Source organism: Cupriavidus sp. SK-3 (genome assembly GCF_000611145.1).
Taxonomy (GTDB): Bacteria; Pseudomonadota; Gammaproteobacteria; order Burkholderiales; family Burkholderiaceae; genus Cupriavidus.
The window spans coordinates 23,610-49,487 of the sequence record NZ_JFJV02000291.1 but is presented as its reverse complement, the minus strand read 5'-3'; the positions used below and the strand labels follow the sequence as shown (position 1 = coordinate 49,487).

22 protein-coding genes are annotated in these 25,878 nt (G+C 66.4%); 7 read left to right on the top strand and 15 right to left on the bottom strand.

Going from position 1 to position 25,878, the window contains the following annotated elements:
• Window positions 1–6 precede the first annotated feature (6 nt).
• Window positions 7–867 (top strand): IclR family transcriptional regulator, encoded by an 861-nt coding sequence (locus tag CF70_RS32270; protein ID WP_235185299.1) that lies wholly within the window; start codon window positions 7–9, stop codon window positions 865–867.
• Window positions 868–916: 49 nt separating this feature from the next.
• On the opposite strand, the gene CF70_RS32265 is transcribed toward CF70_RS32270, so the two are convergent.
• Both CF70_RS32265 and CF70_RS32260 read right to left on the bottom strand, forming a co-directional pair.
• Window positions 917–1,816 carry a recombination-associated protein RdgC gene (locus tag CF70_RS32265; protein WP_035875521.1) on the bottom strand — a complete coding sequence of 300 codons (900 nt, stop codon included), beginning with the start codon at window positions 1,814–1,816 and terminating at the stop codon, window positions 917–919.
• A 154-nt stretch (window positions 1,817–1,970) separates the two neighbouring features.
• Entirely contained in the window at window positions 1,971–2,549 is a 579-nt protein-coding gene (locus CF70_RS32260) for a BPSL1445 family SYLF domain-containing lipoprotein (protein WP_035875519.1), read from the bottom strand.
• Window positions 2,550–2,859: 310 nt separating this feature from the next.
• Between CF70_RS32260 and CF70_RS32255 the strand changes: the two genes are divergently transcribed.
• The gene (locus CF70_RS32255) at window positions 2,860–3,255 is read left to right on the top strand and encodes a hypothetical protein (RefSeq protein ID WP_035875517.1); all 396 of its coding nucleotides are present in this window, start codon (window positions 2,860–2,862) and stop codon (window positions 3,253–3,255) included.
• Window positions 3,256–3,432: 177 nt separating this feature from the next.
• Window positions 3,433–3,681, top strand: coding sequence for a DUF6388 family protein (locus tag CF70_RS32250; protein ID WP_035875515.1), 249 nt, complete (start codon window positions 3,433–3,435; stop codon window positions 3,679–3,681).
• A gap of 3 nt (window positions 3,682–3,684) precedes the next feature.
• On the opposite strand, the gene CF70_RS32245 is transcribed toward CF70_RS32250, so the two are convergent.
• The 5 genes from CF70_RS32245 to CF70_RS32225 all read right to left on the bottom strand — a co-directional run bounded on the left by CF70_RS32245 (window position 3,685) and on the right by CF70_RS32225 (window position 9,685).
• Window positions 3,685–5,313: an MFS transporter gene (locus tag CF70_RS32245; protein WP_035875513.1), complete on the bottom strand. Its 1,629-nt coding sequence runs from the start codon at window positions 5,311–5,313 to the stop codon at window positions 3,685–3,687.
• A 25-nt stretch (window positions 5,314–5,338) separates the two neighbouring features.
• Window positions 5,339–6,742, bottom strand: a complete 1,404-nt coding sequence (locus CF70_RS32240; protein ID WP_035875510.1) for an FAD-containing oxidoreductase — start codon at window positions 6,740–6,742, stop codon at window positions 5,339–5,341.
• Window positions 6,743–6,791: 49 nt separating this feature from the next.
• Window positions 6,792–7,625 carry an aldo/keto reductase gene (locus tag CF70_RS32235; protein ID WP_035875508.1) on the bottom strand — a complete coding sequence of 278 codons (834 nt, stop codon included), beginning with the start codon at window positions 7,623–7,625 and terminating at the stop codon, window positions 6,792–6,794.
• Between the two features lie 134 nt (window positions 7,626–7,759).
• On the bottom strand, window positions 7,760–9,151 hold the full coding sequence (locus CF70_RS32230) for a GntP family permease (protein WP_035875506.1): 1,392 nt from the start codon (window positions 9,149–9,151) through the stop codon (window positions 7,760–7,762).
• Window positions 9,152–9,292: 141 nt separating this feature from the next.
• On the bottom strand, window positions 9,293–9,685 hold the full coding sequence (locus tag CF70_RS32225; RefSeq protein ID WP_035875504.1) for a tautomerase family protein: 393 nt from the start codon (window positions 9,683–9,685) through the stop codon (window positions 9,293–9,295).
• Between the two features lie 140 nt (window positions 9,686–9,825).
• On the opposite strand from CF70_RS32225, the gene CF70_RS32220 reads away from it, so the two are divergent.
• Window positions 9,826–10,704, top strand: a complete 879-nt coding sequence (locus tag CF70_RS32220; RefSeq protein WP_035875502.1) for a LysR family transcriptional regulator — start codon at window positions 9,826–9,828, stop codon at window positions 10,702–10,704.
• A gap of 249 nt (window positions 10,705–10,953) precedes the next feature.
• Window positions 10,954–13,071, top strand: coding sequence for a TonB-dependent receptor (locus CF70_RS32215; protein WP_035875501.1), 2,118 nt, complete (start codon window positions 10,954–10,956; stop codon window positions 13,069–13,071).
• 46 nt (window positions 13,072–13,117) lie between these two features.
• Here CF70_RS32215 and CF70_RS32210 read toward each other — a convergent pair whose 3' ends face one another.
• The 7 genes from CF70_RS32210 to CF70_RS32180 form a co-directional block, all read right to left on the bottom strand.
• Window positions 13,118–13,804 (bottom strand): Fe2+-dependent dioxygenase, encoded by a 687-nt coding sequence (locus tag CF70_RS32210; protein WP_035875500.1) that lies wholly within the window; start codon window positions 13,802–13,804, stop codon window positions 13,118–13,120.
• 90 nt (window positions 13,805–13,894) lie between these two features.
• On the bottom strand, window positions 13,895–16,135 hold the full coding sequence (locus CF70_RS32205) for a TonB-dependent receptor (RefSeq protein ID WP_035875499.1): 2,241 nt from the start codon (window positions 16,133–16,135) through the stop codon (window positions 13,895–13,897).
• Window positions 16,136–16,480: 345 nt separating this feature from the next.
• Window positions 16,481–17,464 carry a Bug family tripartite tricarboxylate transporter substrate binding protein gene (locus tag CF70_RS32200; protein WP_035875497.1) on the bottom strand — a complete coding sequence of 328 codons (984 nt, stop codon included), beginning with the start codon at window positions 17,462–17,464 and terminating at the stop codon, window positions 16,481–16,483.
• A gap of 169 nt (window positions 17,465–17,633) precedes the next feature.
• A complete protein-coding gene (locus CF70_RS32195; protein WP_035875495.1) occupies window positions 17,634–18,536 on the bottom strand; it encodes a LysR substrate-binding domain-containing protein in 903 nt (300 codons plus the stop codon).
• A 266-nt stretch (window positions 18,537–18,802) separates the two neighbouring features.
• Complete coding sequence (locus CF70_RS32190) at window positions 18,803–20,035, bottom strand: metal-dependent hydrolase family protein (protein ID WP_035875493.1); 1,233 nt, start codon at window positions 20,033–20,035, stop codon at window positions 18,803–18,805.
• A 38-nt stretch (window positions 20,036–20,073) separates the two neighbouring features.
• The gene (locus CF70_RS32185) at window positions 20,074–21,396 is read right to left on the bottom strand and encodes an MFS transporter (RefSeq protein ID WP_035875491.1); all 1,323 of its coding nucleotides are present in this window, start codon (window positions 21,394–21,396) and stop codon (window positions 20,074–20,076) included.
• 375 nt (window positions 21,397–21,771) lie between these two features.
• The gene (locus tag CF70_RS32180) at window positions 21,772–22,224 is read right to left on the bottom strand and encodes a DUF2147 domain-containing protein (RefSeq protein WP_200876847.1); all 453 of its coding nucleotides are present in this window, start codon (window positions 22,222–22,224) and stop codon (window positions 21,772–21,774) included.
• A gap of 1,792 nt (window positions 22,225–24,016) precedes the next feature.
• On the opposite strand from CF70_RS32180, the gene CF70_RS32175 reads away from it, so the two are divergent.
• On the top strand, window positions 24,017–24,610 hold the full coding sequence (locus CF70_RS32175; protein WP_035875487.1) for a histone H1-like DNA-binding protein: 594 nt from the start codon (window positions 24,017–24,019) through the stop codon (window positions 24,608–24,610).
• 227 nt (window positions 24,611–24,837) lie between these two features.
• Window positions 24,838–25,155, top strand: coding sequence for a DUF167 domain-containing protein (locus tag CF70_RS32170; RefSeq protein ID WP_035875485.1), 318 nt, complete (start codon window positions 24,838–24,840; stop codon window positions 25,153–25,155).
• 249 nt (window positions 25,156–25,404) lie between these two features.
• On the opposite strand, the gene CF70_RS32165 is transcribed toward CF70_RS32170, so the two are convergent.
• Entirely contained in the window at window positions 25,405–25,872 is a 468-nt protein-coding gene (locus CF70_RS32165; RefSeq protein WP_035875671.1) for a membrane protein, read from the bottom strand.
• Window positions 25,873–25,878 lie beyond the last annotated feature (6 nt).

Genomic DNA, 25,878 nt, shown 5'->3' with positions numbered 1-25,878 from the left:
CCCGCCATGAAGACAACACTCGATCCAGACGATCCGGACGGCGCAGCGTCGCCAGCGCAGCCGCCGGCGCGCGAACGGCGGCAGCGCGTGCAATCGGCGCAGACCGGCATGACCGTGCTCAAGGGGCTGGCCAATCTCGGCGGGCGCGCCAGCCTGACCGCGCTGGCCGCGCATATTGCGGAAAGCCCGGCCAAGGTGCACCGCTACCTGGCCAGCCTGATCGATGAGGGGCTGGTGGCGCAGGAGTCGGGGTCGCAGCAGTATTTTCTCGGCGTGGAGGCCATGCTGATCGGCCTGGCGGCGATGCGGCAGGTGGATCCGGTCCGGATCGCCGAGCCGTCGCTGATCCGCCTGCGCGAGAGCCTCGACGTCACCTGCTTCGTGGCCGTGATGGGGAACAAGGGCCCGACCATTGTGCGTTTCGAGGAGCCCGGGCTTCCGGTGACGGTCAATGTGCGCGTGGGATCGGTGTTGTCGATGTTGTGGTCGGCCACGGGGCGCACGCTGCTGGGCCTGCTGGACGAGCCGCGCGTGCGCGCGATGGCGGAAGAAGAACTCGCCGCAGCGGCGCCGGAGCTGCGCGCGCAGCTTGACCGCGACGATCCCATCGGGGTGCTGCGAGAGGACGTGCGCGCAGCGGGGTGCGCGGTGGTGCGGGATACCAACCTGAAGGGCATCAGCGCGGTGGCCGCGCCGTTGTACGACTACACAGGCCGCATTTGTGGGGTCATCACGGCACTGGGCGCCACGGGTGGCTTCGATGCCACGATGGACGGGCCGATTGCGATTGCCGTGCGCCGCGAGGCGCAGGCTGCCAGCGCGCTGCTGGGATACGCCGCGGCACCGCCGGGCGGCGGTGCCGTTTAAGGCTTGCCAAAGCCTGCCAAGCCTGGGCCTCTCCGTCAGGCCCGCGGGCTCAGGCCTTGCGTTCGCCGCCCAGTGCTTCGGTCAGATCCGACAGCATATTGGCCAGTTCGCCGGCCATCATGGTGAAGTCGCCGTCGAAGCGCTCGTCTTCATCGCTGGCGCTGGCGCCGGCTTGTTCCTTGATCACGTCCAGCGGCGCCACGCGCTTGATCGTCAGCGACTCGGTCAGCACGAAGGAGACGCGGTCGTTCCAGGTCATCGCCAGGCGCGTGCAGCGCTTGCCGGCGGCGATATGGCGGCGAAGGTCCTCGGCATCCAGCGGGTGGCGCACATAGCGCACCGTGGCCTTGCTTTCGGCGCTGGATTGCAGCTCCATCTCCTGGTCGACAGTGAAGCCGGCCGGCGCCGTGTCGGTGGCCAGCCAGTCGGTCATGGCGGCGACCGGCGATTGGTTCACATGCAGGTTTTCCAGCGGCAGCGGGTCGATCGCCTTGAACAGCAAGCCGCGCACTTCGTCGGCCTTGGCGGGGGCGGCGGCGTCGATGGCAAGCCAGCCGTTGACCGGATCGATCCACACGCGGGTGTCGCGGCGGATGCTGAACGCGCGCGGCAGCAGTTCTTCGGTGATCTGTTCCTTGAGTTCGCGCATCTGCTTGCGCCCCGGCTTGAAGCCTTGCTGCTCTTCCAGCTCGGCGGCGCGCGCCTTGGTGACCTGGTTGACCACGGTGGAGGGCAGCAGCTTTTTCTCGGTGCGCATGGTCAGCAGCATCTGCTTGCCGACCTGATGCACCAGGGCGCCGTTTTCACGCGGCGAGGCCCAACCCTGGGTCTGCATTTCCAGGCTGGTGCCGGGGAAGAAGGCGTGGCGCGCCAGGCAGGCTTCGACCTCGTCGGCGGCGAGGGACCACGGTGCGGACAGACGGTGCAGCTGGAGATTCTTGAACCACATGGGAATTCGGCCAAAGGGAGCGATTCTAGCCGGTTAGCGTGTCGGATGCGGTAACAATGCGTGAAGGAGTCTGGCCGGTGTGGCGGCGCAGTGGCAGCAGGGCCGGAAAAGACAGGGGCCGGGCTGCCTTCGCAACCCGGCCCCCTGCGTGGTCTCAGATGTCGAGCTTGCTGATCTTCGAGCCTTCCAGGCTCACGCCGGCCATCAGGCCCGCGTTGGTGACCACGAAGCCAACGATGGGCTGCTGGCCGGTATTGGTGTCCAGCACGCCATTGGCGCCAATCTTGGCCAGCGCGACCGTAGCGTCCACGCCGGCGGTCCAGCCGCTGCTGGCGACGAATTTGTCGAATGCATCCTGCGTGATGAACATCAGGATGACGGCCTTGGACTGTGCCCCGAACTGAAAGCCGAACGAGCCCGTGATGAGACGGTAATAGCCGCGGTTGGCGCCGCCCGCGCGCAGTGCGCCATCGCCATATTCGCCGCCCACGAAGAAGCCGGCCGAGATGACGTTGGGGAAGACCAGGATGCCGCGTGCGCGGTTGGCAAGTTCGTGCGAACCCTTCGCCGTCTCGTACAGCTTGTTGAGCGTACCGTCCACGCCGCCATCGATCTCGCGGCGCTTGGCCGCCTTGTCGGTGGGGGCATTGGGTGTGGTGGTACACGCCCCCAGCAGGCCTGAACTTGCCACCACCAGTCCAGCCCCTGCCGTCAGAAACGATCTGCGTTCCATGCTCACTCTCCTGATTGTTTTACCTCTCACTGCACCGGATACCCCGGAGCCGCTCTACGCACCCCACATAAAGGATAGGCGTAATCGGCACTTGTAGAAACTGGAAATCTCGCCGCTAACCTTGCTCTCGGGTTTTCCCGAAAAGCTGGCGTACTCCCACCGTTTCTGGAGAAATATACAAAGCCATCTCGCAGATAGCTGTAGGACGGAGACTGCATTTTGAGGCGCGGCGTCCTACAAGCGTGGGCGCCTGGCAACAACCTGTTTCATCTGGACAGGAACCCGGCCGCGCGAGATAAGTCCATCACACATGAAATCCGTTCTCGCCCTCATCCCTGTTACCTTGCTGGCCGCGGCTTGTGCTTCGCACGCGCCCGCCGATTCGCAAGCCTCCGCTGAAGCCAATGAGCAATGGCAATCGCTGCGCGCCGCTTACACCACGTGCGCCAAGGACCAGGCCGATGCCGGCATGTCCGGCCGCGCCTCGGCGCAGGATCTCGCCGCCTCCGCGCTCAAGGCCTGCCAGCCTCGGCTGGACGCCATGCGCACGGCATTTCGCGAGTACCTGGATGCGCAGATGGTGTCCTCGCATGGCCGCGACGGCGCGCGCCAGGCCGCCGACCGCGTGAGCCGGGATACCGAAGCCAAGACCCGCAACTACCTGGTGCGCTACGTGGAGCGGGAGCGCTACACCGCCAGGCAGTAACGGCGTGCATGGGCTGCCGGCTCCTGCCGCTCTTGCCTCGCGTGCCCGAGGGGGGCGCGCGTACTGTGGTGTAATGCGCGGGCCCTGGCGCGCAATCCGGCCCCGGCCGGTTCCGTTCAGTGCCGCGTTAGCCGACGCGGCAGCCGTGCCCCACCAACCTCAAAGCGGTCCCTCCCGATGACTTTCTCTCCCGAACGCCTGCAGCTAGCCCACGAGCGTTTTCTTGCCGACAACCCCGAAGTGGTGGCGCTGCTCAAGGTGATCACAGAGCGCCACGCGCGCGCTGTCGGCATGAGCGTGGAAGCCTTCCAGCGCTCCGAACTGGAGCGTGCCATTAGCCGCGAAGCCCGGCTCCGGCGCCTGACCGTCGACGAACTGCTGCTTGTGTACCTGGGCGAGCGCGCAGCGCCGGCACCCAGGCGCTAGGCGCTAGGGGCTTGCATTACCGGGCCGCGTTGGCGCCGCCGGGCGCAGAAACAGCCAGGCGCAGGCCGCCCCACCGGCGGCCAGCAGCGCCGAGAGCAGCATGACCCAGCGAAAACCTGCCACGAACGCGTTGTCCACCGCCTGGCGGACGGCCGCCCGCGCCAGGGGATCCGCTACCACCGGGATCTCTATGGCAGCGAGCTTCCCGCGTTGTGCCAGCACGGCGCGTGTCACTTGTGGCGGCAGGGCCACGGCCGCCGGCGATTGACCAGGCGGCTCGCCAAGCGCCCGCTCCAGCCGGTGGTCGAACACGCGCGCCATCACAATCCCCAGCACCGCAATCGCCAGCAGCGTGGCCACGCGTGCCGCCGCATTGTTGATGCCCGATGCGGTACCGGCCGCGCCCGGCGGCACCGCATTCATGACCGTGGTGGTCAGCGGCGCCACGCTGATCGTCATGCCTACGCCCAGCACCAGCACCGCGGGAAAGAAGGTCAGCCAGTAACTGCCGCCGCTGGCGGGTAGGGCGAACAGGGTAAAGCCCGCTGCCGCCACCAGCGGGCCCACGATCAGGGGTTTGCGCGCGCCGTGCCGGTCCACCAGCCCGCCGGCCCAGCCTGAGAGCAGGAACATCAGCAGGATAAAGGGCAGCAGGGCGGCGCCGGCGGCCGTCGAGGAATAGCCCTGCACCTGGATCAGGTTTAGCGGGAAGAAGAACAGGCCGCCGCCCAGCGCGGCGTAGAGCAGCAGGGTGAGCAGGTTGGCGCCCAGGAAGGCGCGCGAGCGGAACAGCGCCGGCGGCATGACAGGATTCGGTACGCGCGCCTCCACGATCACGAACAGGCCAAGCGCAAACGCGCCGGCGGCAGCCGCTATCCACACCGCAGGGTGGCCCCAGCCCAGCACTGGCGATTCGATCAGGCCATAGACCAGGCCACCCAGCCCCAGCGCGGCGAGCAGGCTGCCTGCCCAGTCGAGGCCGCCCGCTTGCCTGGGGCCGCGGCTGTCCGGCACGCGCCAGAACACGATCACCAATCCCGCCGCAGCCAGTGGCAGGTTGACCAGGAAGGCCGCGCGCCACGACAGGTGCTCGATCAGCCAGCCGCCCGCCACCGGGCCTAGCGCGGTGGTCATGGCGGTGGCGCCGGACCAGGTGCCGATGGCCTTGCCGCGCCGGCTTTCGTCGAAAGAAGCCGACAACAATGCCAGGCTGCCCGGCACCAGCAGCGCCGCGCCCACGCCCTGCGCCGCACGCGCCGCGATCAGGTGGCCGATGTTGCCGGCCAGGCCGCACCATGCCGAACTGGCAGCAAAGATCGCCACGCCCAGCGCAAAGACGCGGCGCCGCCCGAAGCGGTCACCGGCGGCGCCCCCCACCAGCAGCAACGCCGCCAGCAGCAGCGCATAGGATTCCACCGTCCATTGCATGCCGCTCAGGCTGGCGCCGAAGTCCTTCTGCAGCGCGGGCAGCGCCACGTTGACCACGGTGCCATCGATAAAGGCCATGCTCGAAGCCAGGATGGTGGCGGCCAGCACCCACGGCTCGTCGGCCCTGGCGCAGGGCGGCCCGCCGGGACTGGCCCGGATCGCGGCGTCGTCACACGGGCCCTGGGCCAGCGGGGTTGTGGACATGTTCAGCGGCAGGCTCGCCGCCCGGTCACGATGCCGCCGGTTCCAGCGGGCGCAGCTCGCCCAGCATGGTCGGGATCAGCTCGGCCACCGTGGGGTGGATGTGCATGGCGCGCTGGACCACGGTGTACGGCGCGCGCGCATACATCGCGTCGAGGATGCAATGAATCACCTCGTCGCCGCCCACGCCCAGCACCGCCGCGCCAAGGATCTCGCGGCTGCCGGCATCGACCAGGATCTTCATGAAGCCCTGCGTCTCGCCCTTTTCCACGGCGCGGCCCACCCGGGTCATCGGCCGCATGCCCACCAGCACGTTGCGTCCGGACTGCCTCGCCTCGTGCTCGTTCATGCCGACCCGGCCCAGCGGCGGATCGGTGTAGAGCGCATAGGCCGGGATGCGGTCGCCAACGGTGCGGGCGGCTTCGCCGGGCGCCGCGTCCAGCAGATTGGCGGCGACGATCTCGAAATCGTTGTAGGCGGTATGGGTGAAGGCGCCGCGGCCGTTGCAGTCGCCCAGCGCCCAGATGCCCGGCACATTGGTGCGCAATTGCTCGTCCACCTGGATATAGCCGCGCGCATCGACGACCACGCCGGCGCGCTCCAGGCCAAGGTCGTCGGTATTGGGCCGCCGGCCCACCGCCAGCAGCACGTGCGAGCCGACGACTTCGGGCGCGCCATGCGCGCAATCCATCTTCACCGCGACCTCGCCGCCGCGCTGCTCCAGTTCGATGCACTCGGCGTCCAGGCGCAGGCCGATGCCCTCGGCGGCGAGGATATCGCGCACGGCGTCGGACACATCGGGGTCCTCCCGCTCGATCAGGCGCGGGCCGCGCTGCACAATGGTGACCTCGCTGCCGAAGCGGCGAAACATCTGGCCGAACTCCAGGCCGATATAGCTGCCGCCAACCACCAGGAGGTGCCGCGGCAGCGACTCCACGCGCATCATGCCGGCGTTGGTCAGGTAATCCACCTGGTCCAGCCCCGGCATCGGCGGCGCCGATGCGCGTCCGCCCACGTTGATGAAGATCTTGCCGGCGCGCAGCACGGTGTCGTTCACGCGCACGGTATCGGGGCCTTCGAAGCGGGCGTGGCCGAGATAGACGGTGCCGTGGTCCAGTTCGCGCATCCACGTTTCCACGCCATGCCTGGATTTGCCGACCACGCCATCCTTGCGCGCCTTGACCCGCGCCATGTCGACCGTCACCGGCCCGGTGGGCACCACGCCGTATTCGGCCCCGCGCCGCGCCAGGTGGGCGGCATAGGCGCTGGCCACCATGGTCTTGGTAGGGATGCAGCCGTTGTTGACGCAGGTTCCGCCAAACGCCTGGCGCTCGATCACGGCCACTTTCTGGCCGTCGGCGGCGAGGCGCGCTGCCAGCGGGGGGCCGGCCTGGCCGGTGCCGATGATGATGGCGTCGTAGTCGATGGTCATGGCGGGGGCTCCTGGGACGGACTGCGATGCGATGGGGCAGTGCCCGGAATCACAGCATTTCAAGCGGGTGCGGCCCGCGCGGCGGCGGGAAAGCCACGTCGAGCCCGGCCAGCTGCTGTGGCGACAGGCGCAGCGCCAGCGCGCCGTGATTCTCGCGCAGGCGTTCACGGTGGCTGGTCTTGGGAATCGCGATGACGTTGTCCTGCGCCAGCAGCCAGCCCAGCGCGGCCTGTGCCGGCGTGATCCCGTGCTGCCCGGAGAAGCGGACGAGCCCGGGATTGCGCAGCAGCGTGGCCTGCTCGATCGGCGAGTAGGCCATCAACGGCACTCCGTGCTGGCGCAGCCAGGGCAGCAGGTCCCATTCGATGCCGCGGCGGGCGAGGTTATATAGCAACTGGTTGGCCGCGACCTGGTTGCCGCCGGGCACGCGCCAGAGCGCCCGCATATCGTCCAGGCTGAGGTTGCTGACGCCGAAATGCCGGACTTTGCCCGCCTTCTGCAGCGCCATGAAGGCCTCCATGGTCTCGGCCAGCGGCACGCCCCCGCGCCAGTGCAGCAGGTAGAGATCCAGCCGGTCGGTGCCCAGCCGGCGCAGGCTGCGCTCGCAGGCGGCCACGGCGGATTTGCGCCCGGCGTTGTGCGGGTACACCTTGCTGACCAGGAAGACCTCGTCGCGCCGGCCCGCGATGGCTTCGCCGACCAGTTCCTCGGCGCGGCCCTCGCCGTACATCTCGGCGGTATCGATCAGGGTCATGCCGAGATCCAGGCCAAGCCGCAGCGTGGCGAGTTCCTCCGCGCGCGCGGCCGGATTCTCGCCCATGTTCCAGGTGCCCATGCCAAGCGCGGCAACGGTTTCGCCACCAGGCAAAATCGCGGTCTTCATGTGGTCATCCGGTGAGGGAGCAGGCAGGGGCGGGCAGCGTGCGTCGCAAACAGCACGCACGCGATGCCCGGTTACTCACAAACACTAGGTAAGGACGGCGCGATGCACAAGGTGCGGCGCATCGCGCGCCGCATTCAGACCACGCCGGTCAGGTAGTACACCGTGATCACGAAGAACACGGCCATGGTCTTGATCACCGTGACCGCGAAGATGTCGCGGTAGGACTCCCGGTGGGTCAGGCCCGTCACCGCCAGCAGGGTGATCACCGCGCCGTTGTGTGGCAGCGTATCCATGCCGCCGCTGGCCATCGACACCACCCGGTGCAGCACGTCGAGCGGGATGCCGGCGGCCTGCGCGCCATGGATGAAGGTGTCCGACATGGCGGCCAGCGCGATGCTCATGCCGCCGGAAGCCGAGCCGGTGATGCCGGCCAGCGTGCTGACGGAGACGGCCGCGTTGACCAGGGGATTGGGGATGCTCTTGAGCGCGTCGCTGACCACCAGGAAGCCGGGCAGGGCGGCGATCACGCCGCCGAAGCCATACTCCGAGGCCGTGTTCATGGCCGCCAGCAGCGCCCCGCCGATGGCGCTCTTGCTACCCTCGGCAAAACGATCGCGCACCGCGCCGAAGGCGGTCGCCAGCACCACCACGATGCCCAGCAGCAAGGCCGCTTCCACCGCCCAGATCGCGGTCACGGTGGCGATCTGCGTTTCCACCGGCTTGGCCAGGCCCGGCAGCGACACACTGTAGCTGCTGCCGTACCACTGCGGAATCATCCGCGTGAAGACGAAATTGGCCACGCCTACCACCACCAGCGGCAGCAGCGCCAGCGCGGGGTGCGGCAGGTGCCCGGTCTGGCTGCGCTCCGGCTCGTTGCGCAGCGCCGTGCCATAGCCTTCGCCGCGCGCCATGGCCGCGCGGCGGCGCCACTCCAGGTAGGACAGGCCGACCCCGACGATAAACAGTGAGCCAAGCACGCCCAGCAATGGCGCTGCCCAGGTCGTGGTCTTGAAGAAGGTGGTGGGGATGATGTTCTGGATCTGCGGCGTACCCGGCAGCGAATCCATGGTGAAAGAGAACGCGCCCAGCGCGATGGCGCCCGGCATCAGGCGCTTGGGAATATTGCTCTGCCGGTAGAGCTCCGCCGCGAAGGGATAGACGGCGAACACCACCACGAACAGCGAAACCCCGCCGTAGGTCAGCAGCGCGCAGACCGCCACGATTACCGCATTGGCGCGCGAGCGGCCGATATAGCGGATGGCGGCGGCGACGATGGACTCCGAGAAGCCCGACAGCTCGATCACCTTGCCGAATACGGCGCCAAGCAGGAACACAGGGAAATACAGTTTGACGAAGCCGACCATCTTCTCCATGAAGATGCCGGAGAAGACGGGCGCCACGGCGGCGGGCTCGGTCAGCAGGACGGCGCCGAGCGCGGCCACCGGGGCGAACAGGATGACGCTGTAGCCGCGGTAGGCGGCGAACATCAGGAAGGCCAGCGCGGCCAGGACGATCAGGAAAGACATCGGTTCTCCTTGTGTTTCCCGTGCGCGCGGTGCTTTTGGCCCCGCGAGCAACGGACCAGGTGCCGACTTTGCCACAGCTTGCTGCACTGCGGAATGTCCTGCCTCAAAGGCCGGTGCCGGCCGGTAGCTCCGGCCCGGTGCTCAACCGTGGTGATAGCGGTACTCCTGCGTCAGCCCGCCGTAGCCGTAGGTGGCCGCGCGCGCGTCGACAACGTGGATGTACGAGACCGGATGGACATTGCCGATCAGCTCCGACAGCGACTCGAACACTTCCTTCAGGAACTGCGCCTTCTCGCCTTTCGTGTTCGTTTCATCGGTCACGCTGATATCGAGATGGAAGGCATTGCGGCCCAGCTCCGAGAGCGGCTCGCCGCCGACGATCCAGGTGTCGCGATCGATGTATTGCACGGAGACGACGATGACTTCCGGCTTCTTGCCGAGCACGCGCTGCGTGATCTCGGCCACGGCGGCGGCGCTGCGGCGGGTCAGCGATGCATCGGGTTTGCCGGAGATCTGGAGGTTGATGTGGGGCATGACGGGCTCCTTGGCCTGAGGTTGGCGTTGTTTCGGTTCAGCGGGTAAGTGATGCCATTCTAGGTCTCTGCCTTCCATCGGAAAAACGGGAATTTGCGATACTATCCATCGTAAATTCCGAAACATGATGGGAGGTGGCGATGCGCGCCCTGGAACTCGATCAGCTACGTACCTTCGTTACCGTGGCAGAGGCCGGCAGCCTGTCGGCCGCCGCGCCGCGGCTGTTCCTGTCGCAGTCATCGGTCAGCGAGCAACTGCGCAAGCTGGAGGAGCGTGCCGGCGTGCCGCTGCTCACGCGCGGCAAGCAGGGCGCCTCGCCCACGCCCGCCGGCATGCGCTTGCTGGAGCATGCGCGGCGCATCCTGGCGCTGTCCGAACTGGCGTTGCAGGACTTGCGCGGCCATGCGCTGGATGGCGAACTGCGGCTGGCGGTGACGGATTACTTCCGGCCTGGCGAGATCGCCGGCATGCTGCGCCGGCTGCGCGAGCACTATCCCTACCTGCGGCTGCATGTGACCGTGATGAAAAGCGGCATGATCGACGCCGGCGCGCTGACCGATGCCTTCGATATCGGCCTGTCGATGCGGCTGCCGGGCGCCCGCGGTGGCCAGCGGGGAGCGCGCGGCACCGTGCTTCGCCGCGAGGCGCTGGCGTGGGTGGCGGCCGAAGGCGAGGCCGAGGGCATCAACGCGCCGCTGCCGCTGGTGCTGCTGCCCGATACCTGCGCGCTGCACCAGTACGTGGTGCAGATGCTGCTGCGCCGGCGGCTGGACCATGTGATCGCGCATTCCGCCTCGGGCGTGGCCGGGCTGCAGCTCGCACTGGCCGCCGGCTTGGGTATCTCCTGCCTGAACGAGTCGGCGATCGGGCCCGGGGTGGCGCGCATCGATGCCCGGACCGTCAGCCGCCTGAAGCTTCCCGCGCTGCCGGCCGCCGAGTTTTACCTGCTGCCCGCGCGGCCCGGCGAGGCGCCTCTGGTGGCAAAGGTGCGCGCGGCCCTGGCGGAGCAATTCGCCTGAAATGGCCTGACCGTTTGCGCGCGAAGACTGCCGGACATGCGCCAGGCATGGGCCTGTTTCCAGTTTTCTCGCATTTTTGGTCTTTTCGGTATTTTCTCTTTCCCTTAATCGGCTAACAGCATATTGGGTGCTGCTTTGGCCGCTTTTGGCGTGCCCGGATATGCATCCGCGGTTTTCATTGACAATCGTTGCTAGTGAAAATGATAATGCGTCGCATTTGTATTTCAATCATTACAAATCATTACAACGATGCGTCTTATCCTCCGACCAATCCACGCCGCCGTGCTCGGCGTCTTTGTTTCCCAATCGGCCGTCTTCAGTACCGCGCAGGCGCAGGCGAATAGCGCAGCCAGCCTGCCGGAAGTCACTGTGAAGGCCGCCGCTGGCAGCGACCCCGGAGAGGGCTACAACCCGACCAGCACCGGCAGCGCAACCAAGATCAACGCACCGCTGCGCGATATCCCGCAGACCGTCAATGTGGTGACCGCCGAAGTGATGCGCGATCAGCACGCTACCTCGATCCAGGACGCGCTGAAGAATGTGCCGGGGGTGAGTTTCTCCACCGGCGACGGCCAGCGGGATCAGGTCAGCATCCGCGGCTTTTCGGCCATCGCCGACCAGTTCGTCGATGGTATCCGCGACGATGCGTTGTACTTTCGCGATCTGTCCAACGTCGACCGCATTGAAGTCGTCAAAGGCCCGGCCGCGGTGCTTTACGGGCGTGGCTCGTCCGGCGGCCTGATCAATCGCGTCACCAAGAAGCCCGGCCTCGATGTCACCGACCTGGCGCTCAGCTATGGCTCCTGGCAAAGCCGGCGCGCCGAAGCCGATGTCGGCCGCGTGGTGAACGATGCCGCCGCCTGGCGCATCACCGGCGCGGTGGAGAAGGGCAACAGCTACCGCGACCAGCAGTTCATCGACCGCTTTGCCGTGGCGCCGTCGCTGGATCTGCGCCTGGCGCCCGAGACCACGCTGCTGCTGCAGGCCGACTACCTGCAAGACCGGCGCGTGACCGACTTCGGCATCCCGGCATATCAGGGCCGCCCGGTCAACGTGCCCGCTTCCACCTACTATGGCGCCGCCAACGCGCGCGACGTGGACTACAGCCAGTCGCGTGTGTACTCCGGCACCGCCACGCTGAACCACCGCTTCAATGAGCAATGGTCGCTGCGCAATGCCACACGCTACTACCACTACACGCTGGACCGCAACAACACGCTGCCGGGCGTGGTCAACGAGGCGCGCCAGACCGTCACGCTGACGCGCTCGAACGTGGCGCGCGCCGAGCGCGGCTGGTTCAACCAGACCGACCTGACGCAGAAGGCCACGCTGTTCGGCATGAAGCACGAGTTGCTCTACGGGGTGGAGATCGGCCAGCAGAACAAGGACCTCGTCAGCTATTCCGCGGGCACGGTGGCCACCGTATCGCTGTTCAATCCTGTGCTTCCCACGCTGCCGCTGAACGGCGGGGCGCTCACCGCCAACAGCCTGGGCACCTTCAAGACCCTGGGCGTGTATGCGCAGGACATGGTGAGCCTGACCGAACACTGGAAGGCGCTGGTCGGCCTGCGCCACGACCGCTTCCAGCAAGAGACCGTCGATCATCGCCCCGGCCAGCCTGGCCTGTCGCGCACCGACAACGCCTGGAGCCCGCGCGCGGGCCTGGTGTGGCAGCCCACCAGGACGCAGTCCTACTATGTCTCGTGGAGCCGTTCGTTCCAGCCCTCGGGCGAGGCCTTCGCGCTGGCGGCCAACAACGCCGATATCGCGCCGGAAAGCACGCGCAATACCGAGGTAGGCGCCAAGTACGACTGGCTGGATGGCCGCGCCAGCACTACGGTGTCCGTGTTCCGCCTGGAGCGAAACGGTATCAAGGCAACCAATCCGCTTACCTTGCAGTTGGTGCCGATCGGCGAGCAACGTACCGACGGCGTGGAGCTCACCACCTCGGCGGACCTGTCGCAGGGCTGGCGCGTGCTTGCGGGCTATGCGTATCTTGACGCGCGCGTGACCAGATCGGTCGCGGTCGATGCCGGCCAGCAGGTACAGGGCAAGCGCGCCACGCTGACGCCGATGCACAGCGGCAACGTGTGGCTCACCAAATCGCTGGGCAATGGTTTTGGCGTGGGTGGCGGCCTCAACCTCGTCGGCGCGCGCTTTGCCAATCCGGGCAATACGGTCACGCTGCCGGGCTACGTCACCGCCGATATGATGGCGTGGTACCGCCGCGGTGCGTTCGAGGCGCAGCTCAACCTCAATAACGTGTTCAACCAGGGCTATATCGTCTCAGCCCACGGTACCAGCCCCAACCTGAACATGCCGGGGGCGCCGCGCAGCGTGATGGCGACATTGCGCTACCGGATGTAACGCGGGCACGGCGGCGCGATGCGCCGCCGTCAACCCTCAGGCGGATTCAGGTGTCGGTCCACTGCCGCAGGAGGTTGTGATAGCAACCCACCAGCGAGCGGCGCGCGCCTTCGTCGGCGCCGGTCTGGTTGAGTTTCTGGATAGCGTTGTCGAGGTCGAACAGCAGCGCGCGCTGCGCATCGTCGCGCACCAGGCTCTGGATCCAGAAGAAGCTCGCCACGCGCGTGCCGCGCGTGATCGGCGTCACCTGGTGCAGGCTGGTGGCGGGGTAGACCACCATGTCGCCGGCTTCCAGCTTGACGCTGTGCACGCCGTAGGTGTCTTCCACCTGCAACTCTCCGCCGTCGTAGCTGGCGGGGTCGCTCAGGAACAGGGTGGCCGAGACGTCGGTGCGCAGCTTGCGGCCGTTATGCGGATGGATGCGCACGCTGCCGTCCACATGCGGGCCAAACGTCATGCCCTCGCTGTAGCGGTTGAACATCGGCGGGTAGACGATATTGGGCAGCGCCGCACTGATGAACAGCGGATGCCGTTCCAGCACGCTCAGCATCAATTGCTGGCACTGCAGCGCCACATCGGCGCGCTCGTCGATCTGCTGGTTGAACTTGACCGGAGCGCCGGAGTAGCCGGCTGATACGCGGCCATCCACCCAGGCGTCGCCGGCCTGGTCGAGCAGTTCGCGCAGCACGGCGAGCTGCTCCGCGTTGAGGACCTTGGGAATGCAGACAAGCATGACGATCTCGGCAGGGTTCGATGGCAGCGCCGGGAGAGGTCCCGGCGCTGCCGCGTGGCGTGGCAGGGTGCCACGCCACTTTACCTTAGCTTACATGCGGTAGATGAGGGACAGCATCGCCGTGCGGCCGGTGCCCGGCACCGAGCGGCCGCCGTCCGACTGGATCAGCGCATCGTAGTACTTCTTGTCGAACACGTTGAACAGGTTCAGGCGCACATCGTACTTCGGCTGGTGGTAAGTAATCATGCCGTCCCAGCGCACGAAGCCGCCCACCTGCACGGTGTTGGTGTTGTTGGCATAACGCTGCGACATATAGAAGGCGCCGCCGCCCACTTCCCAGTCCTGCAACACGCGGTAGCTGGTCCACGCCGTCGCGGTGTGCTTGGGCGTATTGGTCGGGACCATGCCCTGGGTGCCGGCGGCGATGCCGTTGACGATCTCGCCGTCCAGGTAGGTGTAGCCCGCGAAGACCTGCCACTTGCTGGTGATGCGGCCGGTGGCGCCGGCACGGAAGCCGCGTACGCGGATCTTGCCGGTCAGCGCGTAGGTGGTGGCGTCGATCTGGCTGCGGGCATTGTCCTTGGTGATCTGGAACAGCGCTGAAGTCAGCGAGAGGTCGCCGCCCATCAGATCCCACTTGCCGCCTGCTTCATAGGATGTGTTCTTTTCCGGGTCCAGGTTCGTCTGGCCCACGGTGCCGACCAGTTGTTCCAGCGACGGATTGAACGAAGTGCCGTACGACAGGTAGTAGGACTGCGCCTCGGTCGGCTGCCAGAGGCCACCCACGCGCACGCTGGTGAAGTTGACGGTCTGCTCGGCATTGGACAGCGCGGTGTTGCCCTTGGTGTTGGTCGAGTTGACCGAATTGGTGATGCTGGCGAGATATCGGTCGTAGCGCAGCCCGGCCACCAGTTTCCATTGCTTGCTGAACTCGATCGAGTCATTGGCATAGGCCGCCAGGGTATTGGCCGAAGCACCCTGCCGGTTGCCGACCGCGCTCGGCGCGGTAGCCGGCGAGTTGCTGTAGGTCGGGTTGACCACCGGTTCGCACGCGGCGTAGCCGCTGGTGCCCGCTGCCGCGGTGGCGGTAGCGCCGGGGTTCAGCGGCACGCCGTTGCAGGTGCCGTTGCGGTAGTAATTCTGGTTGTCGTAGCCATCGTGGCCAATTTCGGCGCCCACCAGCAGTGTGTGCTTGACCGGCCCGGTATCGAACTTGGCGGTCAGCTCGGTCTGGTTGAAGATCGAGTAGTCGCGGATATGGCGGTCATGGCTCTGCTGGCGCACAAACAGCGAATCCAGCGGCAGCGTGGTGGTGGTCAGCGGCGTGAAGGTGCCGCCCTTGACCGAGCCGACGGCATTGGGCGCCGTCTCGCGCGCATTGGTGTTGACGTAGTTGAACTGGGTCTGGTTGCGCAGGCGCAGGTTCGGCGAGAACTTGTGATCGACGGTGCCATTGAGCGCGACGACGTCCTGGATGGTGCGGTCGTCGTTGAAGCCGTAGGACGTCTTGCGGTTGACGTTGACCGGGTGCCCGTTGATTGCCGGCAGGCCGTAGTCGGGCATGTCCTCGTTATGCTGAAGCAGCGCCGACAGCGTGATTTCCGTGGGGGTGCCGATGCCCAGGCGCCAGGACGGCGCGAGACCGAAATCCTTCACCGTCATCTGGTCGCGCGTGCTCGGCGCGCCGTCCTGCGCCATCGCGGAGATACGGAAAGCGGAAGTCTCGCCGGTGGGCGTGTTGTAGTCGGCGGTGGCGCGCACCAGGCCGTTGGTGGTGACCGAGCCCGTGACCTCCGTGGCAGCCTTCAGCGACGGCTTCTTGCTGACCTGGTTGATCACGCCGCCGGTCGATCCGCGCCCGAACAGCATCGACGACGGCCCCATCAGCACTTCCACCGAGTCCAGCGCGAAGACGTCGCGATAGTACTGGCCGCGGTCGCGGAAACCATCGAGATAAATGTCGGTACGCGCGGAGAAGCCGTTGAGGTTGATGTTGTTGCCGATCTGCCCGCCTTCGGCGCCGCCAATGGTGATGCCCGGCACGTTGCGCAGCGCATCCGCCAGCGAGGTACCGCCCTGTGCATCGATCAGCGCCTTGTTGACCACCGTTACCGACTGCGGAATGTCGCGCAGTTCCTCGGGCAGCTTGCTGATCGAATTCTTGACCGCGTTGTAGTCGTCATTGACGCGTCCGCTTTGCACCACGACCTCTTGCAGTGTTGTCGAGCCCTGGCTGGCGGCGGGCGCGGGAGCGGCCGTCTGGGCCAGGGTGACAACGGGGGTGGCGAAGAGCGCGAGCAGTGCAGTCGCGATCGGAGTGCGGCGGTTCATGTCGATTCTCGATTCCGGTACGGCCGTAGGTACGAGTCAGCCGGCGGTTGCAAGAAGTGCAAGCCTGCGGTTCGGGCAACGGCGGGAAAAATATGTTTGGGCGCCCCGGAATATAAATGCGAATGATTAGCGTTGCAATTCGCGTTGGCTTTTTTTCACAGACATTGTCGTTGGCGTTGAATGTATTTTTTACAGAACATTAATGCTGTATTTCACACCTGTTACAGCACTTTAATTTCGAATTGCGGAGCATGGAGCGCATGTCGGAAATGAAACAGGCCTGTACGCAACAGGCCTGATGCAGACATTTGCAGTCCTGGCGGACAGGACTGGTAGAAAAATTTATTAATCCGCCGTCATATTGGCTTTCTTTGCGATGCGTCCAAGGCGCTCGCGCTCCGACTTGATGAAGGCAATGAAGCTCTCCTGCGTGCCGCCCGCGGGCTCAATGCCGTTGGGGATCAGGCGGTCGCGCGTTTCCTGCGTCTGCATCGCCGCGCTCATCTCGGCGTTCATCTTCTTCAGGATGGCGGGGTCCGTACCCTTGGGCGCGAACACGCCGGCCCAGTGGCCGATGCGCACCTCCGGCATGCCTTGCTCGGCGGTGGTCGCGATATTCGGCGCCGCGCTCATGCGCTTGTCCCAGGTCGCGCCCAGCGCCTTGAGCTTGCCGGCCTTGATGTTGGGCAGCACCACCACGCTGGCCTCGGAGGTGGCCGTCACCTGGTTGCCGATCACCGCGGTAATGCTCTCCGAACCGCTCTTGTAAGGCACGACAGTCAGCACCGCGCCTTTCTCCTTGAGCATCTCCTCGACAAAGTGCGGCGTGCTGCCGCTGCCTGCGGTAGCGAAGTTGGCGCCCGAGGCCTGCTTCTTGGAATACTCGACCAGTTCCTTGAGATTGTTCACGGGTAGCGACGGCGATACCACGATCACGGACGGGCTGACCGCTACCAGTGAGACCGGCACCAGGTCGTCCGGCGCGTAGGGCATCTTGCTGCGGATCAGGCCGTTGGTGACGGTGCCAACCGCGCCGACCAGGAAGGTGTAGCCATCCGGCTTGCTCTTGGCCACATAGTCCGCGCCCACCACGCCGCCTGCGCCGGGGCGATTCTCGATCACCACCGCCTGGCCGAGCCGCTTGCCGACCGCGTCGGCGGCAGCGCGCGCCACCAGGTCGTTGGCTCCGCCCGCGGTGAACGGCACGACAAACTTGATCACATGCGTCGGCCACGCATCGGCGGCGTGGGCCGGCATGGCGAGGCCGGCGGCGGCGAACAGGGCGGGAACGGCAAGGGTCAGCGCGCGGCTGGTGGCAGGGATACGCATGGTTGTCTCCATTGGCTGTTTTAGGTACCGGGCGCCTGGCCAGGCCAACGTGGTGGCCAGCGCTACGCCGAGCGACCGATGATAACCAGCGAAGCTGTCAATTCGCTGAATCCGCGCATGCGCTTCCATAAGCGCACCACAGCCTCCTCCCGCTTGCCGGGGTTGGCGACTACTGGCCGTCCACCGTCTGTTGCGCCAGCCAGTTGCGGAACGCGCGCGCCGCCGCGGCTTCCGCGCGGTCCTGGGGCCACACCGCGTAGTAGCCGCCGCCCAGGCTTGCGCTTGCTTCGCAGGCGCGCACCAGCAGTCCCTCGTGCAGGCAGCGGTCGATCATGTGCCGCCACCCGAGCGCGATGCCCTGGCCCTCGATCGCGAGTTGCAGCAGGATGGGATATTGGTTGGCCACCAGCTTGTGTGGCGGGCGCGCATCGGCCACGCCGTTATGGGCCAGCCATGTCTGCCACGACATCCATTGGCGCTGTCCGTCTTCCAGTATCAGCAAGGTCTCGCCGGCGAGGTCGGCAGGCTTGAGTTGGCGGCCGTCCAGGTATTGCGGAGCGCAGACGGGGAACACGTCCTCGTCGTAGAGGCGGCGCGAAGCCAGTCCCGGCGGCGGGCCTTCGCGCAGGTAGTACAAGCCCACGTCGAACTCCGCCGGCGACAGCGATGCCAGGCTGTCGTTGATGAGCAGGCGCAGGTGGATGTCAGGATGCGCGGCACGGAATCGCGGCAGCCTGGGCGTGAGCCATAGCACCGCCACGCCGGAGGAACAGGCCACCGTCAGCTCGCCATGGCCTTTGCGCTTCATCACCTCCTCGGTGGCTTCGGCGCATGCGGCCAGCAGGCGCTGCACTTCCTCGGCATAGGCCTGGCCGCTCACGGTCAGGCGCAGCGCACGCGGCTCGCGGATAAACAGCTTCTTGCCCAGGAAGTGCTCGAGCTGGGCAACCTGCCGGCTGATGGCGCTTTGCGTCAGATGCAGCTCGGTGGCGGCGCGGGTGAAGCTGCCGTGGCGCATGGCGGACTCGAAGGCGACCAGGCAGGGCAGGGGAGGAAGGGGGGAGATGCGCATGGCGGCGTGTGGGAGGGTTCAGTCGCCATGATAGTGCGCGGAGGGCTTGGTTCGGTGCTACAGCTTTGCTCCCCTCCTGCTTGCGGGATGGGGCGGGTGCTCGTTATGCCGTCGTGCTGAAGAAAACAGTTGGCTTTGCTTCAGGTGGCTCCCGGCCAAGCCACCCCTCTCCCCAACCCTCTCCCCCTGAGGGGAGAGGGAGTGACAGCCGTCGTCATTGCGGACGGCTCTGGCGCATCCTTGTCGGCTTAGTCTAGCCCTGGGGTTCAGCCAGGCTGGCGATGCAGTCGCCCCGCCTGCATCACCATCGTCAGGTGCTCGCCCTGGCCGCAGAGCAGCCCGATGTCTGCCAGCGGATTGCCATCCACCGCGATCAGGTCGGCCAGCGCGCCTGCTCGCACGGTGCCCAGCTCGCCTTCGCGCTGCAGGATGGCGGCGGCAATCGAAGTGGCGCTGCGGATCGCTTCCAGGTTGCCGAGCAGTTCCGCGCGGATGCGGAACTCGTCCGACTGGTCCTGGTGCATCTCGCCCAGCAGGTCGGAGCCAAAGCCCATCGGCACGCCCGCTTCCGCATAGATGGCTAGCGAGTCGCGCCCAGCCTGGCGCACGGTTTCGATCTTCGCCACCGATTCCGCCGGCAGGCCCAGCCGCGCACCGTCGCGCGCAAGCGACTCGTAGGTGACAAGGGTGGGCACCACGAAGGCGCCATGCTCGCGCATCACGCGGGCGGCGGCGCGGTCGACCAGGTTGCCGTGCTCGATGGTGCGTACCCCGCAGCGCACCGCGCGCGCGATGGCGCGGCCGGTGTAGGCGTGCGCCATGACATAGGTCTGGGCCGCCTCGGCCTCGGCCACGATGGCGCGGATCTCGTCCTCGCTGTACTGCGTGTTGCCGATCGGATCGGTGGGCGAGGCCACCCCGCCGGATGCCATGATCTTGATCTGCGTGGCACCTTTCTGGATTTCTTCGCGCACCGCCAGGCGAACTGCGTCCACGCCATCGGCCACACGGGCGATAGCGCCGGCGCGGAAAGCGCACGAGCATGGCTCCAGCACATCCGCGCGCGGGCGGAAATCGCCGTGCCCGCCGGTCTGGGACAGCGCCTTGCCGGACGGGAAGATGCGCGGGCCGGGCACCAGGCCGGTCTCGATCGCCTGCGACAGGCCCCAGTCGGCGCCGCCGGCATCGCGCACGGTGGTGAAGCCGCGCTCCAGCATGGCCTTCATGATCGGCATGGCGCGGAACGCCACCAGCACATTGGGTTGCACCGCGTTCAGGCCGAGGTTGGCCAGCGACGCCAGCACGTGCACGTGGCAGTCGATCAGCCCGGGCATGACGGTCTTGCCGGCTAGGTCGATCACCTGCGCGGTAGGCGCGTGGATCGGCGTGGCCGACACTTCGGCGATGCGCTCGCCTTCGATCAGTACATCGTGGCGTTGCAGGAGACCGCCGTGGGCGGGGTCGAGGACGTTGCCGCCCCTGAGTAGGATCTGTTTCATACGAGATACAAGATGAACAAGATGAACAAGCGCTGGGACTAGACGGGTTGCGCGGCTTGCACTTGCGTGGATTGCAGGTAAGCGGGCTCGCGTACCAGGCGCGTGCCGGCCAGGCTGATGGCGGCGGCAAACATCACATAGAAGGCTGGCGCCATGGTGCTGCCCGTGCTGGCGATCAGCCAGGTGATGATGAAGGAAGCGAAGCCGCCGAAGATGGTGACCGCCAGGTTGTAGGCCACCGACAATCCGGTCGACAGCACCTTGGCCGGGAACAGTTCGGAGAACGCGGCCAGGATGGGGCCGGTGTAGGTGGCGATCAGCACGCCGAACACCAGCTGGAAGACCACCAGCGAAGCCAGCCCCGGCGCCTGGTTGATATAGACGAACATCGGATAGGCCAGCACCAGGATCAGCAGCGCCGATCCGGACAGCAGCACGCGGCGTCCGATGCGGTCCGCCAGCATGCCGACCAGCGGCGCGCACACCATGATCGCCAGGCCGCCGACCATGCCGGCAATGAAGCCGGTGGACTGCGGCACATGGAGCACTTTGACCGAGTACGTCGGCATATAGAACAGCAGCACGTAAGTGCAGACCGTCCACAGGATCACCATCGAGAAGCTGGCTGCGGTCTGGCGCGGGTAGTCGCGCAGCACTTCGGCCAGCGGCGAGTCGGACTTGTCGGTGGTCTCGCGGAACGTCGGCGTCTCGTCGAGGTGATGGCGGATGTAGTAGCCCACCGGACCGATCACGATGCCGAGCAGGAAGGGCAGGCGCCAGCCCCAGCTATTGAGTGCTTCGGTGCTCAGCGCGGAGGTCACGAAGGTGCCGACCGCAGCGCCCAGCAGCACCGCCACGCCGATGCTCGCCTGGATCCAGCTCGAATAGTAGGCGCGCCGTTCGACCGGTGCGTACTCGGTCAGGAAGGCGGTCGCGCCGCCCATCTCTCCGCCGGCGGAAAAACCCTGCAGCAGGCGCGCCACCACGATCAGCAGCGGCGCGAAGACGCCGATCTGATCAAAGGTGGGCGCCAGGCCGATCATGGTGGTGCCCAGCGCCATCAGCAGGATGGTCAGAGACAGCGCTGCCTTGCGGCCGACGCGGTCGGCGTACACCCCGAGGATGATGCCGCCGACAGGCCGCATGAAGAATCCCACGCCAAAGGTGGCAACCGCCAGCAGGAGCGACGACAGATCGTTGCCGGTGGGAAAGAAGAGCTTCGCGATGATGACGGCGAAGAAGCTGTAGACGGTGAAATCGAACCACTCGAGACCGTTGCCGATTACGGTGGCGACGATGGCGCGGCGGCGCTGCGAGCCGCTGACGTTCGGTGGCGCTTCTGGACGGGCGCTTGCGTGCATGACTTCCTCCTGGTTGGCGGAGCCGGTGCGCGAACCGCGTCGGTACCGGGTCGGCGTGGCAGCGCCGCCCGGCGCGGTGGGGGATGAATGGGCGCACGGCAGGTAAGGCCGATGTTAGGAGCCGCGCCGTCACCCTGAAAACGAATTCTGCGCATGTCGTCATGCGGGCAGCGCATGGCAATCGGCTGGCTGAGTGGTCGTGCGGGAAGCGGGGCGGCAGCGCCGGAGGCGGCGCGAAGGCGGATTGGCCGGGACGGGTTGCCGAAGGACGGAGAGGCAGGCGAGGCGCTGAGACGATGCAACGATGAAGGCAGGGACGGCGCAAGGACTGCGCCGTGGGTTGCCAGGCGGTGCCGGTACCGCCTGGCACGCAGGCTAGCGTTCGCGTTCCCAGGTCTGGGTGCGTCCCAGCAGGCTGATGCCGATGAAGCCGCGCACCTTGAGCTTGTTGCCGTCGTCCGCCAGCGACATCTTGGTCTTGTAGAGCTTGCCGCTTTCCGGATCCAGGATCTCGCCGCCGCTCCACTCGTTGTCGCCGGTCTTGCGCAAGCCCGTGATGATGGTCATGCCCATGATGGGCTGGTCGCGGCGCGAGTCGGTGCACTTGTCGCATACCTTGGGCTTGCCGTCGCTCTTGCCGTCACTCTCGCCGAAGCTCTTGACGAGCTTGCCGCTGTAGACGCCGTTATGCTCGCTGATCTCCACCAGGCCGCGTGGCTTGCCGGTGGCGTCGTCGATGGTCTTCCATGAACCAGTCGGGGTGGCCTGGGCCAACGCCGCGGCGCTACCCAGCAGCGCACCGGCGAGCACGGTGACGCGTGCCGCCATGACGGCGGCGCGTGCGACGGAGCGGGGGGCAGTAAAGTGCATCGGGATCTCCTGTTTGGGTTGGGGCGCGCCATGACTGCGTGCCGTGGCGCTACCAGGGTCGTCACTGGCCGGATTCGGCGAGCCTGGCGGCGCGGGTACGCCAATCTACTGGTGATAGGCTCGCGCCGCAATCTCCCGGGCGTGTTTGCGTACGCATCAAAGCGAGCTGGCCGCTCGCCGGAAACCGGCGTGGTTGCTGGTTGCTGGCGTATTCTGTCATGCAGCAAAATTGTCTGCTGGCGGCACTTGAAGCAATCCTCTAGGCGGCATGTTCCGTGTGGTGCCGCCATGCCTGCGGCACCTGTCCGGCCACGCATCGTAGTCGCCATCGCGGAGTCTCGCTTTGCTTTGCGCGACGAGTGGGCGCATCGCATTGAACGCCTGGCGAACCTCTTCATCACGCATTGCGCGCGCCGCGTTCGGCCTGGCAGAGAGTGCCCGACTCCGCGCGACACTACATGCAGGGTCCGGGATACCTCGCCGGTGAACAGGTCGATGCTGTCGATTGCGGATGCCGGCCGATGGAAGGCACGCAGTCGTCTCGCGTGCATCGATGGAGCCGCGCGATGCATGCAAGACGCTGTGTCCGAACCGCGCTTGAGTGCGTGTGTCGCAATGAAGATGCTCAGACCGTTGCGTCGGCGCATCACTGTTCAAGCAGCACGCGAGCGTGCGAACCGGACTTCGATGCGCGCATCGTCCGCGCATCGCGCCGTGTCTTCCATGCACGGCTGCACGAAGGCCCGGTCGCTGCATGCGCGGCGTCAGTTCGTACTCGCGCGAAGTGTGAGAGGACGATGGCGCGACGCGTGCGCGCAGTTATCTGTCGGGCATTCCTGGTTTCCCGAAAAGCCTTTGTTCATGCGGGTTTCCGGCGTTCGTGAAACGTCGTGAAGCGCGCCGTCGCCGCGCGTCGAGTGCGTACCGGCAGCGATGCTCGCGTAAATAAAACGGAGCGCGCCGGCGATGGTTTTTCATTCGCTCGACGCGGCATCAGCGATGCGTCGATCGTGTGCGCGAGGAGCGATGCGCATTCGCGTCCGACGCGGTGAGAGCGTGTCGCGCGCATGCAAAGACGAGGCGAGCGGAGCGCGGCCATGAAGACGATGAAGTTGTCATGCTCGCGCGCAAGTTTTTTTGCACTTTTTTCTTAACATCGCGCAACAAACGAATTATGATTCGCCTTGACAAGAGTCTCACTTCATTGCATGGCTGCGAGGCAGGCAAGACAGCAGATGGAACGATGATGTTGGACGTGATGCCGATCGACGAGCGCCACCCACTTCGATGCAATGGAACAGGTAGCTCAGGAGCACTAGAACTTTGACGCAGACCAAGCCGTACTGGTTTACTAAAACGCGTGCAGTCTCCTTTGGCCCAGTAACGGGATGGGCGAACTACCCCCAAACGAATGCCGTACGTGGTGCGCGTGGCTTTGCCCGCATCATGGAAATGCCGGCCGATATCTCTTCTTTTCATGCCGCGTGCCGATCCGGCGGATGGTGCGGGCAGATCGAATACTCCAGGGCGCGGCAAGCGTCAGAAGCCCGGCTGCGGGCTCCGCTTGGCCACTATCGCACCGCTCGCCGCGGTGCCCCTGACACCGAATTCATTAGCGTGGGGTCGCAATGTTTCCGTGCGCCGATGAATCGCTCGCTCGATTGGGGTCGCATCGCGGTAACGCGCCTCGGGTCGGTCGGGTCGCCAACTTAGGTCATTCGATATTCACTCTCTAGTGAAGGAGTTATCCATGGCAACGACTGCAAAGAAGAAACCGGCGGCTAAGAAGGCCGCCAAGCCGGCCGCCAAGAAGGCAGCCGCCCCGGCCAAGAAGGCCGCTGTGAAGAAGGTCGCCGCCAAGAAAGTAGTGGCGAAGAAGGCTGCACCGGCCAAGAAGGCTGCAGCACCGGCCAAGAAGGCCGCCGCCAAGAAGGTCGTAGCGAAGAAGGCAGCGCCGGCCAAGAAGGCAGCGCCGGCCAAGAAGGCCGCCGCCAAGAAGGTCGTAGCGAAGAAGGTCGTAGCGAAGAAGGCCGCACCGGCCAAGAAAGTTGCAGCCAAGAAGGTAGTGGCCAAGAAGGCCGCACCGGCCAAGAAGGTAGCCGCCAAGAAGGCCGCACCGGCCAAGAAGGCTGCTGCACCGGCCAAGAAGGCTGCTGCTGCCAAGAAGGCCGCACCGGCCAAGAAGGCTGCTGCCAAGAAGGCTCCGGCCAAGAAGGCTGCTGCCAAGAAGGCTGCGCCGGCTTCGAAGCCTGCCGCTGCGCCTGCTGTCGCACCCGCTACAACTGCCAAGACCGCGCTGAACCCGGCTGCGGCATGGCCTTTCCCGACGGGCACCCGTCCGTAAGCGTGCCGGTAACGGCCAGCGCTGGGAATTGCCAGGGCACGCATCGCGTGTCGCACTGACCGGATACTGCGTATCCGGTCCGCAAGACGTCAGTCTTGCCAACCCGCCGATGGNGCCGCGCCACCCCGCCGATGGTGAAAGCCCGGCGGGTTTTTTCATGCGCGCCCGGGCACCGGATCACCCTGGCGATTGCGCATTTGAACATCCGGAAAGCAGGAGAGGCGTAGATGGCCGCATGGTGCCGCCAGGGCAAGGGCTCCGGGCAAGATGAGATCGTGGTGACGGTGCACGTGCAGCCTGGCGCCAGGACGACCGCGGCCGCGGGCGAGTATGACGGTGTGCTGAAGATCAGGTTGGCGGCACCGCCCGTGGACGGCAAGGCCAACGAAGCCCTGTGCCAGTGGCTGGCCGCGTCGCTGGGCCTGCCGCGCCGTTCGGTCACGCTGAAGAGCGGTCAGGCCTCACGACGCAAGACCCTGGTGCTGGCCGCCGCGGGGCGGGATCCCGACGAGGTGGCCGCGACGTTGCTGGCGACAGGAAGATGAGTGCATCCGGACGGCCAGGCCGTTGGCCCGCTTCCACAGGCGAGGTTCGGGCGGGCGTGGGTCGCGGCAAGAAAAAAGCGCTGCCTCCGTAGAGGAGGCAGCGCTCTGGCAGATCAGGGTCGGGGTCGGGGTCGCGGCCGGAGGTCGTCTTAAACTGTCGCAGGCGCCGTTGGGCGGCTTTCTCGTATCCGTGTAGCGTCACCCCCGCTGCAGCGGACAGGCGCGCAGCGCGCAGCCCGGGTGCCGTGCTCAGTGCGTAACGCGGGTCGTGCCGCCGGCAGACAGCAGGCGCACGCGTTCGCCCGGGTGGAAGGCTTCGTCGGCGTCCTGGACAATGGCGCGCATCTCGCCGTTGTCCAGTCGCACGGTGATCTCCAGGCCACGGCGCTGGTTGATCTTGTTCTCTGCCATGCTGCCGGCGATACCGCCGAGCACCGCGCCCAGCACGCCCGCGGCTACCGAGCCGCCGCCGCTGCCGATGGTGCTGCCGGCGGCGATGCCGCCGATGGCACCGCCGGCGATGGTGCCGGCGCCCGTCTGGTTACCCTGGATCAGCACCTCGCGCACGGTGTCGACCACGCCGTAGCGCAAGGTCTGCTCGCGCTGAGCCTGGCCCGGCGTATAGATGCTGGCGGAGTTCGACTGCGAAGCGCAGCCGGCCACCAGGGTGGCGGCTGCAGCGAGCGCGATGGCGCTGGTGCGAAGCAGGGTATGCATGGGATC

Excerpts from the sequence above, each read along its gene's own strand:
- CF70_RS32235 (WP_035875508.1), bottom strand. The coding sequence starts at position 7,625 with ATGAAGACCGCGATTTTGCCTGGTGGCGAAACCGTTGCCGCGCTTGGC.
- CF70_RS32185 (WP_035875491.1), bottom strand. The coding sequence starts at position 21,396 with ATGCACGCAAGCGCCCGTCCAGAAGCGCCACCGAACGTCAGCGGCTCG.
- CF70_RS32180 (WP_200876847.1), bottom strand. The coding sequence starts at position 22,224 with ATGGCGGCACGCGTCACCGTGCTCGCCGGTGCGCTGCTGGGTAGCGCC.
- CF70_RS32170 (WP_035875485.1), top strand. The coding sequence starts at position 24,838 with ATGGCCGCATGGTGCCGCCAGGGCAAGGGCTCCGGGCAAGATGAGATC.
- CF70_RS32195 (WP_035875495.1), bottom strand. The coding sequence starts at position 18,536 with ATGCGCATCTCCCCCCTTCCTCCCCTGCCCTGCCTGGTCGCCTTCGAG.
- CF70_RS32210 (WP_035875500.1), bottom strand. The coding sequence starts at position 13,804 with ATGCTTGTCTGCATTCCCAAGGTCCTCAACGCGGAGCAGCTCGCCGTG.
- CF70_RS32240 (WP_035875510.1), bottom strand. The coding sequence starts at position 6,742 with ATGACCATCGACTACGACGCCATCATCATCGGCACCGGCCAGGCCGGC.
- CF70_RS32175 (WP_035875487.1), top strand. The coding sequence starts at position 24,017 with ATGGCAACGACTGCAAAGAAGAAACCGGCGGCTAAGAAGGCCGCCAAG.
- CF70_RS32250 (WP_035875515.1), top strand. The coding sequence starts at position 3,433 with ATGACTTTCTCTCCCGAACGCCTGCAGCTAGCCCACGAGCGTTTTCTT.
- CF70_RS32230 (WP_035875506.1), bottom strand. The coding sequence starts at position 9,151 with ATGTCTTTCCTGATCGTCCTGGCCGCGCTGGCCTTCCTGATGTTCGCC.
- CF70_RS32220 (WP_035875502.1), top strand. The coding sequence starts at position 9,826 with ATGCGCGCCCTGGAACTCGATCAGCTACGTACCTTCGTTACCGTGGCA.
- CF70_RS32225 (WP_035875504.1), bottom strand. The coding sequence starts at position 9,685 with ATGCCCCACATCAACCTCCAGATCTCCGGCAAACCCGATGCATCGCTG.
- CF70_RS32165 (WP_035875671.1), bottom strand. The coding sequence starts at position 25,872 with ATGCATACCCTGCTTCGCACCAGCGCCATCGCGCTCGCTGCAGCCGCC.
- CF70_RS32255 (WP_035875517.1), top strand. The coding sequence starts at position 2,860 with ATGAAATCCGTTCTCGCCCTCATCCCTGTTACCTTGCTGGCCGCGGCT.
- CF70_RS32245 (WP_035875513.1), bottom strand. The coding sequence starts at position 5,313 with ATGTCCACAACCCCGCTGGCCCAGGGCCCGTGTGACGACGCCGCGATC.
- CF70_RS32205 (WP_035875499.1), bottom strand. The coding sequence starts at position 16,135 with ATGAACCGCCGCACTCCGATCGCGACTGCACTGCTCGCGCTCTTCGCC.
- CF70_RS32190 (WP_035875493.1), bottom strand. The coding sequence starts at position 20,035 with ATGAAACAGATCCTACTCAGGGGCGGCAACGTCCTCGACCCCGCCCAC.
- CF70_RS32215 (WP_035875501.1), top strand. The coding sequence starts at position 10,954 with ATGCGTCTTATCCTCCGACCAATCCACGCCGCCGTGCTCGGCGTCTTT.
- CF70_RS32270 (WP_235185299.1), top strand. The coding sequence starts at position 7 with ATGAAGACAACACTCGATCCAGACGATCCGGACGGCGCAGCGTCGCCA.
- CF70_RS32265 (WP_035875521.1), bottom strand. The coding sequence starts at position 1,816 with ATGTGGTTCAAGAATCTCCAGCTGCACCGTCTGTCCGCACCGTGGTCC.
- CF70_RS32200 (WP_035875497.1), bottom strand. The coding sequence starts at position 17,464 with ATGCGTATCCCTGCCACCAGCCGCGCGCTGACCCTTGCCGTTCCCGCC.
- CF70_RS32260 (WP_035875519.1), bottom strand. The coding sequence starts at position 2,549 with ATGGAACGCAGATCGTTTCTGACGGCAGGGGCTGGACTGGTGGTGGCA.